The following is an 11,010-nucleotide window of genomic DNA, read 5'->3' as shown; positions in this document are numbered from 1 at the left end:
AACAGGAGTTATCGTATGAAGAAGTTCGCTATCGCTGCTGCCACCGCTACTGCCCTGACACTGACCATGGCTAACGCTGCATTCGCTCAGACCAACACCCAGGCTCCCATGATGCTGGCTGCCGGTGAGGTGACTCAGGCCAAGGAAACGGCAGGTGACACCTGGATCACCACCAAGGTCAAGGCTGACCTGCTGACTGAAAAAGGCATTCCTGGCTCGGACATCAAGGTTGAAACCAACAAAGGCGTGGTTTCCCTGTCTTCGACAGTGGCAGTGACTGAAGCTCAGAAGAAAATGGCCGTTGATATCACCAAGAAAATCAAAGGCGTCCAGGCCGTTTCTGCCGATGGTCTGAAGGCTGAATAATCCTCCAAACCTGCATATCTGACATCGAGTTGACGACCACGGAGGTCGTTGGCAGATGGGAGATTCATGCGAGAGGCCACAAGGATGTGGCCATTACAGGCCCCGGTGTTCGCATCGGGGCCTGTTCTATTGGGGGGAGGATCAGTTGCCGCGTTTGCTATCGATCCTGACGAGTCGACCGCCCTCGAAACGCAGGTATTGGTACATGCCGTTATCCGGACCGTAAACCCACTCTTCGATTCTCACTTCCTCTGACCTTCTGAAGTTGCTGCTGTAGACCTCCTTGCTTCCCAGTACCTCCTGGCTGACAGGCGCTCCGCATTTCTGTTGAACCTCGAAGAGCCTGTCCCCCGTGCTGATCAACTGGCTGCCGCAACGCAAGGTTGCAGCTTGTGCGGCTGTCATCGACAGGAGGGTCATCGACAGGCTGAGACTACAGATGATTCGTAGAGGTATCTTCAAGTCGTTTACTCGCTGTCCAGATGAAGAGGGCTGATAACCTGGCCATCCGCTTGTGCCTGGCCCAGATGTGCATCGACGAAGTAGACACGCTGGTCTTCAAGCTTGCCCTTGTCCACCAGATAGTCCTTGATACTGGCCGCTCGCTCCTGCCCCAACTCACGCAGCAGGATTTCGTTGCCGCTCCAGAACTTGAGGACGGCAGCCCGCATTCTGTTCAGGCGCTCTTCCTTGCCCAGATCGGCCCATTCTGCCGGTGGCTGCTGCTTGAGACGGGCGCGATAGATACCTTCGAGCATCGGGCCTTTTTCGTCATCAGGCACTTGCAGCAGGGCGGCCCTGGCCGGGACCTTGTCACCGCGGCGTTGCATGATCTTGTAGTAGGTGGCCTGGTATTCACGCTCCAGTCGCTGCTGCGCGATCAAGGGGCCATCGCTGCTGGCCGCGCTGGTGCCTTCGATTTCCAGACGCAACGCCGGGCGCTCCTTGAGGGCGGTGGCCAGTGTGTCCAGGGCCTTTCTGGCCTCATTGCTCAGCTCGCTGGAGCCTGGCGCGAAACTCACGTTCCCGAGGTCTTCGGAGCCTCCGCCGGTAACCAGGCCGCCCAATAACTTGAAGGGGGCCTGTGCCGCTCGCAGCACAAGATTGCGCAGCGTCTGCCAGACAATCGGCATGACGCTGAATTGTGGGTTGTTCAGGTCACCTTCGACCGGCAGTTCAATGGCAATCCTGCCCTGGGTGTCCTTGAGCAGGGCAACCGCCAGGCGAATCGGCAAGTCCACGGCATCGGGGCTGTCGACCTTTTCCCCCAGTTGCAGTTGTTCGACGAGCACCTTGTTTTCGGCTTTCAGCTTGCCCTGGGTAATCAGGTAATGCAGGTCGAGATTGAGCCGCCCCTTGCGAATCCGGAACCCGGCGAATTTGCCGGAGTAGGGCGTCAGGGTGGTCAGTTCCACACGCTTGAAGCTGGTGGCGATGTCGAGGCTGGCCATCGGGTCGAAGGGGTTGAGGCTGCCTTTGATGGTGACCGGCGCATAGCGATCCACCTTGCCTTCCACATTGACCGGTGCCGGTTTGGGCTGGCGGTTATCGATCGTGCCGATGCGGCCGTTGAGTTGCTGGACTGCCGTGATGAAGTTGGGGGTCAGGGTGAAGTCGGCAAAGTTGGCCGAGCCTTCCTGAATGTTCACTTCGCCGATATGAATCCCCAGTGGCTTTTCGCTGCCAGTGGTTTTTGCAGAGGCTGCGGTGGTCTGTTTGTCGGCAGGTTGAGGGATCAACAGGTCGTCGATATTGGTGGTCCGGTCGTCATTGATCATGAAGCGGGCATAGGGCTGCTCCAGATTGACTCTGGTAATCGACAGGTTGTCGCCATGCTGATAATTCAGGCCTTCAAGCTCCAGTCGCTGCCATTTCAGGAAGTCGCGTTGCTTGAGGGTGTCGAGCGTATGCAGCTGATTGACCTGCGCCTTGCCGGTCACACCCAGCGCCAGGGGCTCGGTGCTTTTCAGGTCGACGGCAATATCGCTGTCCAGCATCCCGCTGCGCATTTCAAGGCGAATGAAGGGGCTGATATAGGCCTGGGCAAGACGCAGGTCGATGTCACGGGTCGTGACCTTCAAGCGGGCATTGATCGGGCTGAGGTTTACATCGCCTGCTGCCGTGAGGTTGCCTTGCTTGCCGATTCCGGTGTCCAGCTTGAGGGTGAAGGGCGATTTATTGAGGCTGTCGAAGTTCTGCAGGTCCAGGTTCAAGGGGCCGACTTCCAGAGCCACCGCCTCGGCAGGCACTCGATCGGCCAGGTGAACCCGATAATCGCGTAACTGTACGTCCTTGAGCAGTACCTGCCAGGGTTTGCCGGGCGGCGAGGGCTGAGCGTTTGCCTGCGGGGCGGCTGCCGGCTCTGCGGCCTTGGCGTCGATCTCGGGCTTTTTCTGGGCTGGTTTTTCCGGTTGCCCGGCAAACAGTTTCTGCCAGTCCAGTTGGCCGTCGGCTTCACGGGCGGCCCATGTTTCCAGCGTGTTGCTGCGTATCTTGCCGACGGTGACAAGCTGTCTGGCCAGATCGACCGATGTCTCGCTGATCTCCAGGCGTTGCAAGCGTACCAATGGCCGTCCATCGGGGGCGTCGAGCGCGAACGGTGCGACACTCGCTGCCGCGTTGCTGAGTTGAAGTTCGGTGCCCTTGCTCAGATCGAGCCGGTAGGCGGTACTGAAATTCAGCACGCCATCCTTCAGCGCCAGGGGCAAGGCATCGCGAACATAAGGCCACCAGAGTTTCATTTTGCTATCGGTGACCTTGAGGGTGCCCTCGGAGGTCACCGGCACAAGGCTGATGCGACCGACCCAATCGATCTGGCCGCCATCGGGGCCTGCGGCAACCAGCGTCATGTCCGCATTGTCTTCGGGAAGCGTGCTGAGGTTCTTCAGCTCAAGGTTCAGCTTGTCGTACAGGAATTCGATGGGCTCGCCGGGCCGCTGGTCCTGAAAGTGTACATAGCCCTCGGCCAGTTTTATTTCATCGACGCGCAGCGGGAAGGGATTGCTTGCAGGCTCGTCCGGAGCCGGTTCACTGGGCGGCAGCTTGAACAGCTGTGCCAGATTCAACTGGCCTGCCTTGTCGAACAGCACTTCGGTTCTGGGGGCGCTCAATTCGACCCTTTGCAGGTGCAGTGCGCCGGTCCAGAGGCTGTCGATCTGCAGGTTGGCATACAGCTTTTCAAAGGCAATCTGTTCCTTGCCGGGAGTGCCGATGTTCAGTCCCCACAGGGTCAGCTCCAGGCTGTACGGATTGAGTTCAAGGCGTTCGAGTCTTGCCGGAACCGTTGAATGATTGCTCAGCTGCTGGTTGGCGATACGCAGGGCAACGCCGGGCAGAATGAAAAAGCCCAGCAGGCTGTAAAGCACGAATACAGCCAGCAAAGTGCCAAGAGTACGTTTCAATCCTTTGGACATGTAGGGCTTTGTCTCTCTCTAAGGGAGCTCCTTGGAGTATGGCATGCCCGTCGGGTTCAAAAGGTGAAGCCTTTCAGTGTTGTAGGAAAATTCCTTTAATACCCGGCAACATCAAAGCTGCAGAATCAGAGTCTTGAGCGGTGGCTGATTATCCAGCGAAGGAAAGTCGGTTGCGGGCTGGATGACCTGACAGTCGCGTACGGGGCGGCCGGCTTTGCTTGCGCAGCGCAGAACCTGCTCGCGCCAGTCGTCCATGCTGACTTTTGCCAGGTTGTTGCAGCAGATCAGTACGCCGTCGTCGGCCGTGCTCAGGAGTGCCGGTTTGAGCAGGCTCTGGTAATCGCGCAGCAGATCGACGGTGCCGAAAGCGCTTTTGGCCCAGGCGGGCGGATCGAGCAGTACCAGGTCGTATTGGCGCTGTTCAAGTTTCACGTAGCCGGGGAGTTTCTGCCCACGACGCGAACTGACGGGCAGACCTGCCAGTTGGCGGATGGCCGGGAAGTAATCCGACTGGATGAACTGCATCGGCGGCAAGTGGGGATTGAGCGCGCCGTTCTCGCGGCCTACTGCCAGGTTGCTTTCGGCAAAGTCCAGATTGCAGACTTCACGCGCGCCGCCCGCAGCCGCACTGAGGCCGACGCCACAGGTGTAGGAGAACAGGTTCAGCACACGCTTGCCCGCACTGTGCGCCTTGACCCAGCCGCGCGTGTTGCGCAGATCGAGAAACAGCAGAGGGTCCTGCCCGGAGTGGCGTCCACGCACCCGGTAGTTCAGTCCCCATTCATGGCCGATCATGTCCTCCAGCGCAGCGTCTTCGGCCTTGTAGACCGGGTCCTGACGATCGATGCGTGAGTTGCCTTGCGAGCGGTCGTTGTAGACCAGCAGGGTTTCCAGATTCAGTCGGGCATTGATGAGCGCGTGCAGCCCAAGCAGCGATTCGAGATCCAGCGTGTGATGAAAGCTCTGGACCATCAGTTGCGGACCGTAGCGGTCGACGGTCAGGCCGCTGGCGCCTTCCTGACTACCGTGAAACAGTCGATAGCAGTCCGTTCCCTGCTGATGCAGTTCGGCCAGTAAATCCTGGCGATTATCGAGGGCGACGCTGAGCGCCTGATTCAAGGAAGACATGCAAGGCGCCTCGGGCTGGAATGAAGCGCGGGAGTTTAACAGCTAAGTGCCGGTATTTGAGTGCTCGCTCCGGTGAGGGGATCAGGAGCGAGCACCCGGACACACGGTTTCAGCGGGCCAATGCCAGCGCGACACCCTGGCCGCCACCAATGCACAGTGTGGCCAGACCTTTTCTGGCGTCGCGTTTGATCATTTCGTGCAGCAGGGTCACCAGCACTCGACAGCCCGAAGCCCCGATAGGGTGGCCCAATGCTATGGCACCGCCGTTGACGTTGACCTTGTCCAGATTCAGCCCCAGCTCTTTGGCAACCGACAGGGACTGGGCTGCAAAGGCTTCGTTGGCTTCGATCAGGTTCAGCTCTTCCAGCGCCCAGCCTGCCTTATCCAGACAGCGACGTGTCGCGCTGACCGGGCCGATACCCATGATGGCCGGGTCTACGCCAGCATTGGCATAGGCGGCGATGCGTGCCAGCACCGGCAAGCCCAGTTGTTGGGCCTTGCTGGCACTCATCAGCATGACGGCGGCTGCACCGTCATTGATGGACGACGCATTGCCAGCGGTGACCGTGCCGTCTTTCTTGAAGGCTGCCTTGAGCTTGCCCAGCGATTCGGCGGTGGTGCCAGCACGAGGCTGTTCATCGGTGTCGAAGCGAACAGGGTCGCCCTTGCGCTGAGGAATCAGGATCGGGGTGATTTCATCCACGAAACGCCCGGCCTCGATGGCAGCAATGGCGTGCTGCTGTGACGTGGCGGCGAACTCATCCTGTGCCTGACGGCTGATTTCGTACTTGGCCGCGAGGTTTTCGGCCGTGATCCCCATGTGATAGTCATTGAAGGCATCCCACAGGCCGTCGCTGATCATGGTGTCGACCAGCGCCGCGTGGCCCATGCGCAGGCCGGTACGGGCACCGGGCATCACATAGTTGGCCAGGCTCATGTTTTCCTGGCCCCCGGCGATGATGATCTCGGCATCGCCGCAACGGATCGCCTGGGTGGCCAGATGCAGAGCCTTGAGGCCCGAGCCGCACACCTTGTTCAGGGTCATGGCGGGGACGGCAAAGGGCAGGCCTGCCTTGATAGCCGCCTGGCGGGCCGGGTTCTGGCCCGCGCCGGCCGTCAGCACCTGGCCCATGATGACTTCATCGATCTGCCCGCCATCCACACCGGTCTGCTCGAGAAGCTGGCGGATGACGGCGGCCCCCAGATCCACGGCGGGAATACTGGCCAGCGAGCCCTGGAAACTGCCCACCGCTGTGCGGGTGGCGGCAACGATAACGACGTCTTGCATGGTGCTGATCCTCATTGTTATTGGCGCAGGACCGGTGACGGCCTCAGGTGATCAATGGGTTCATGTTGGCACATCTACAAAGCAAGGTTCCAACCGGGAACCCGGTGGTCACGTTATCCAGGCCCCATTCGTCGCTGTGCCCGATGGATGGAGCCGTTACGCACGGCCCAGCGCAGGATCGGCGCACTGTGATTGACGCCCGCGCGTATCATCTTGCGGCGTAACGGCCCCTGGGCAACGCCGAGCATGTCGCTGGCCCAGTGAGGCAGCAGGTCGATACCGGCCTGCATCATCAAGGCCCCGAACGGTTTGACCAGCCAGTTCGGCGCAGGCTCGTTGAGCAGCAGGCGTATGACTTCACGGCTGCGTTCGTCGCACACCAGTTGCCCGCGCATGTTGTCCAGAAAGTCGGCAATTGCCTGACGTGAGCGCGGTACGTCGCGGGCGCCCAGGCGTTCGGCGATGAGGGCCGTTTCCGCGTAATAGGTATCCTGATCGGCCAGTGACAGCCCGGGGTTGAGGTAGCGCAAGTGCGCGGCCAGAAAGCTGCTGACTTCGGCCACATGAACCCAGGTCAGCAATTCAGGGTCGCTGGCGGCATAGGGGCGGCCGTCAGGCGCTGTTCCGGTGATTTGCAGATGGATGGTGCGGACCTTCTCGATCAGCCAGTTCGCGTCGCCGGTTGCCCCGAAGGTGGTCCCGGCCAGAAACTGCCCGGTGCGTCGAAGCCGACCGAGCATGTCCTCCCTGAAGTTGGAGTGATCCCAGACACCAGCCAGGGCCAGGGGATGCAGCGCTTGCAGCATCAAGGCGCTGATGCCGCCGATCAGCATGCTGGTAAAGTCGCCATGCACCCGCCAGCAAATGGCCTGCGGGCCGAACAGGCCAGGGTCGCCCTTGGGGTTTTCCAGGTCCAGTTGGCCCAGTGACAATCCGGTCAGGCTCATGACCTGTGTTTCGATGCGGCGACGAATGAATTCCATGTGTTCTCGGTTTGAAACAGCGGGCATGGTGCTGACCATGCCTCGCTTGCCTCACCGATTCAAGCGTTTGTCGATCAGGTTATCCACAACCCCGGGATCGGCGAGGGTGGACGTGTCGCCTAGGCTATCGAGTTCGTTGCAGGCAATCTTGCGCAGAATGCGTCGCATGATCTTGCCCGATCGGGTCTTGGGCAGCGCGGGAGCCCACTGGATCAGCTCGGGTCTGGCGAAGCTGCCGATCTCCTGACCGACATGGCGCAGCAACTCTGCCTTCAAGGCGTCGCTGGGTTCGATGCCGTTGATGAGGGTGACGAAGGCATAGATGCCCATGCCTTTGACGTCATGGGGATAACCCACCACGGCGGCCTCGGCAATCTTGTCGTGGAGCACCAGCGCGCTTTCGACCTCGGCCGTGCCGATCCGGTGTCCGGAAACGTTGATCACATCATCGACCCGCCCGGTGATCCAGTAATCGCCCTCCTCATCGCGGCGGGCCCCGTCGCCGGTAAAGTAATAACCGGGATACGGTTTGAAGTAGGTGTCGATCATGCGTTGCGGGTCACCGTATACGCTGCGGATCTGTCCCGGCCAACTGGCCTTGATTGCCAGCAGCCCGCTGCCGGGGCCTTCGATTTCCTGGCCCTTTTCATCGAGCAGCACGGGCTGCACGCCAAACATCGGTTGGGTGGCGCAGCCGGGTTTGACCTGGCTGGCGCTGATCAGCGGTGTCAGCATGATGCCGCCGGTTTCGGTCTGCCACCAGGTATCGACGATGGGGCAGCGTTCCTTGCCCACTTGATGGAAGTACCATTCCCACGCTTGCGGATTGATCGGCTCACCGACACTGCCCAGCAGGCGCAGGCTTTCCCGTGACGTGTCTTGCAGCGGTCTGGGACCTTCGCGCATCAAGGCCCGCAAGGCGGTGGGGGCGGTGTAGAAGATATTGACCAGATGCTTGTCGATGATCTGCCAGAAACGCGAAGCGTCCGGATAACTGGGCACGCCCTCGAAGATCAGTGTGGTTGCGCCATTGGCCAGGGGGCCATAGACGATGTAGCTGTGCCCGGTAATCCAGCCGACATCGGCGGTGCACCAGAAAATCTCGCCATCGCGGTAGTCGAACACGTATTTGTGGGTCATGGCTGCCTGGAGCAGATAGCCACCGGTGGTATGCAGCACGCCTTTGGGTTTCCCGGTGCTGCCGGAGGTGTAGAGAATGAACAGCGGATCTTCGGCATCCATCGGTTCCGGCGGGCATTCATCGCTGATCCCGTGAAGCGCTTCGTGATACCAGAGGTCACGGCCCTTGACCCAGTCGATCTCGCCTTGCGTCCTTTCCACCACCAGCACTGTGCTCACGTTCGGGCAGCTTTGCAGGGCCTTGTCGACGTTGTGCTTCATGGGAATGTATTTACCGCCCCGAACACCTTCGTCGGCGGTGATGACCGTGTGACAGTCGGAGTCCAGAATCCGGTCGCGCAAGGCATCAGGAGAAAAGCCACCGAATACCACCGAATGAATGGCTCCGATGCGTGCGCAGGCCAGCATCGCGTAGGCGGCCTCGGGAATCATCGGCATGTAGATACACACCCGGTCGCCTTTCTTGACGCCACGAATCTTCAGCACATTGGCCAGTCGGGAAACGTTGTGGTGCAGCTTCTTGTAGGTGATTTCGGCCGATTCGGAGGGACTGTCGCCTTCCCAGATCATTGCGATCTGATCTGCCCGCTCCCTCAGATGGCGATCGATGCAGTTGTAGCTGACATTGAGCTTGCCCCCCTTGAACCAGCTCGCCCGGCCGGTGCCGAGGTCTGAACTCTGGACTGTGTCCCACGGGGCTGACCAGTCGAGAAAGGCTGTCGCCTGTTCGGCCCAGAACTGATCGGGGTTATCCACAGACTGGCGGTACAGGCGTTGGTAGTCGGCCTGACTGAGCTGCGTGGACTGGCGTATGGCGTCGGCTTTGGGGAATGCGCTGATATCGAACATGACGGCTTCCTTATTCCTGTGCTGTTACAAGAATAGGAGCCTGAGGGGGAGAGCGGGTTCAATTTGAGGGTTTCGCGAATGAATTCGCTCCTACACCTGTAGGAGCGGATTCATCCGCGAAGGCGATCAACCGCGATGACGCCCGCGGAAGTAGTTGATCAGCCCTTGGGTCGAAGCATCTTCGGCAGGCTCTTCGATACCGCCGGTCAGGCGCTGATAGACGCCTTTGCCCAGTTCCTTGCCCAGTTCCACACCCCACTGGTCGAAGGCGTTGATGCCCCAGATGACGCTCTGGACGAAGACCTTGTGCTCGTACATGGCCACCAGTGCGCCCAGACGGCGCGGGCTGATGCGTTCGACGACCAGCGTGTTGCTTGGGCGGTTGCCGGGAATGACCTTGTGTTGTGCAAGCTTCTGCACCTGGTCTTCCGGCATGCCTTTTTCACGCAGCTCGGCTTCGGCTTCGGCGCGGGTCTTGCCCAGCATCAGCGCCTGGCTTTGAGACAGGCAGTTGGCGTACAGCCACTGATGATGGTCGGACACCGGGTTGAAGCTGACGATCGGCACGATGAAGTCGGCCGGGATCAACTGGGTGCCCTGGTGCAGCAACTGGTGGTAAGCGTGCTGGCCGTTGCACCCTACGCCGCCCCAGATGACCGGACCTGTGTCGGTGGACACCGGCGTGCCGTCCTGGCGTACGCTCTTGCCGTTGGATTCCATGTCCAGCTGTTGCAAGTGCTTGGTGATGTTACGCAGGTAGTGGTCGTAAGGCAGGATCGCGTGGCTCTGCGAGCCCCAGAAGTTGCCATACCAGACGCCCAGCAAACCCAGCAGCACCGGCATGTTCTTCTCGAACGGTGCGCTCTGGAAATGCTGGTCCATGGTGTAGGCACCGGACAGCAGTTCCTTGAAGTTGGACATGCCGATGGCCAGTGCGATAGGCAGGCCGATGGCCGACCACAGCGAGTAACGACCGCCAACCCAGTCCCACATCGGGAAGATGTTTTCTTCACGGATACCGAAGGCCACCGCCGCCGCGTTGTTGCTCGATACGGCGATGAAGTGGCGATACAGCTCGGCTTCGGAGCCGCCCTGGGCTAGATACCAGGCGCGGGCGGCCTGAGCGTTCTTCAGGGTTTCCAGGGTGTTGAAGGATTTCGACGACACGATGAACAGCGTGGTTTCGGCGCGAATCTTCATCGACAGTTCATGGAACTCACTGCCGTCGATATTGGCCAGGTAATGGCAGCGCACGCCTTTGTGGGCGTACGACAGCAGCGCTTCGGAAACCAGTTCCGGGCCGAGGAACGAACCGCCGATACCGATGTTCACCACGTCGGTGATGGGCTTCTCGGTGTAACCGCGCCACAGGCCGTCGTGAATGCGGCCGACCAGTTCGGTGATCTGGTTCAGGACCTTGTGGACTTCCGGCATCACGTTGACGCCATTGACCATCAGCTTGTCGCCCACCGGACGACGCAGCGCGGTGTGCAGCGCCGGGCGGCCTTCGGATGAGTTGACCAGTTCGCCGTCGTACTGGGCCTTGATCGCTTCCTTGAGGCCGACTTCATTGGCCAGATTGACCAGCAGATCCTGGGTTTCGCCGGTAATCAGGTTTTTGGAATAGTCGAGAAACAGACCGCAACTGCTGAGGGTGAATTGGCTGAAGCGTTGCGGGTCAGCATTGAACGCGTCGCGCATGCTGAAATCCTGCATGGCTTGGCGGTGTTGACTCAGCGCCTGCCAGGCGGGCAGGGCGGTCACATCAGAAGGATTGCGGTAGTACGCCATCGCTGCGGGTTTCCTTTAACTTGAACTGCCTTTGAAGGTTGAAAAGCCAGAA

The 11,010-nt window shown here is 60.0% G+C and carries 8 protein-coding genes; 1 reads left to right on the top strand and 7 read right to left on the bottom strand.

The window, feature by feature from the left end; genetic code table 11:
* Positions 1-15 precede the first annotated feature (15 nt).
* Positions 16-366 (top strand): BON domain-containing protein, encoded by a 351-nt coding sequence (locus tag ACIPY9_RS14410; RefSeq protein ID WP_400702211.1) that lies wholly within the window; start codon positions 16-18, stop codon positions 364-366.
* Positions 367-507: 141 nt separating this feature from the next.
* On the opposite strand, the gene ACIPY9_RS14405 is transcribed toward ACIPY9_RS14410, so the two are convergent.
* From ACIPY9_RS14405 to pgi, 7 genes are all read right to left on the bottom strand, one after another.
* On the bottom strand, positions 508-786 hold the full coding sequence (locus tag ACIPY9_RS14405) for a DUF2845 domain-containing protein (protein WP_400702537.1): 279 nt from the start codon (positions 784-786) through the stop codon (positions 508-510).
* 47 nt (positions 787-833) lie between these two features.
* Complete coding sequence (locus tag ACIPY9_RS14400) at positions 834-3,779, bottom strand: DUF748 domain-containing protein (RefSeq protein ID WP_400702208.1); 2,946 nt, start codon at positions 3,777-3,779, stop codon at positions 834-836.
* Between the two features lie 111 nt (positions 3,780-3,890).
* The gene (locus ACIPY9_RS14395) at positions 3,891-4,907 is read right to left on the bottom strand and encodes a class I SAM-dependent rRNA methyltransferase (protein WP_400702205.1); all 1,017 of its coding nucleotides are present in this window, start codon (positions 4,905-4,907) and stop codon (positions 3,891-3,893) included.
* 109 nt (positions 4,908-5,016) lie between these two features.
* The gene (locus ACIPY9_RS14390; RefSeq protein ID WP_400702202.1) at positions 5,017-6,195 is read right to left on the bottom strand and encodes an acetyl-CoA C-acetyltransferase; all 1,179 of its coding nucleotides are present in this window, start codon (positions 6,193-6,195) and stop codon (positions 5,017-5,019) included.
* 113 nt (positions 6,196-6,308) lie between these two features.
* On the bottom strand, positions 6,309-7,178 hold the full coding sequence (locus tag ACIPY9_RS14385; RefSeq protein ID WP_400702199.1) for an oxygenase MpaB family protein: 870 nt from the start codon (positions 7,176-7,178) through the stop codon (positions 6,309-6,311).
* Positions 7,179-7,229: 51 nt separating this feature from the next.
* Complete coding sequence (gene acs, locus ACIPY9_RS14380) at positions 7,230-9,167, bottom strand: acetate--CoA ligase (RefSeq protein ID WP_400702196.1); 1,938 nt, start codon at positions 9,165-9,167, stop codon at positions 7,230-7,232.
* A 126-nt stretch (positions 9,168-9,293) separates the two neighbouring features.
* Positions 9,294-10,958: a glucose-6-phosphate isomerase gene (gene pgi / locus ACIPY9_RS14375; protein WP_400702193.1), complete on the bottom strand. Its 1,665-nt coding sequence runs from the start codon at positions 10,956-10,958 to the stop codon at positions 9,294-9,296.
* Between the last annotated feature and the right edge of the window lie 52 nt (positions 10,959-11,010).

It is taken from the genome of Pseudomonas sp. NPDC089734, from assembly GCF_044748865.1.
In the GTDB taxonomy this organism is placed as follows: Bacteria; Pseudomonadota; Gammaproteobacteria; order Pseudomonadales; family Pseudomonadaceae; genus Aquipseudomonas.
Note: the sequence above shows the minus strand (reverse complement) of the source record. Positions and strands in the feature narration are given on the sequence as shown.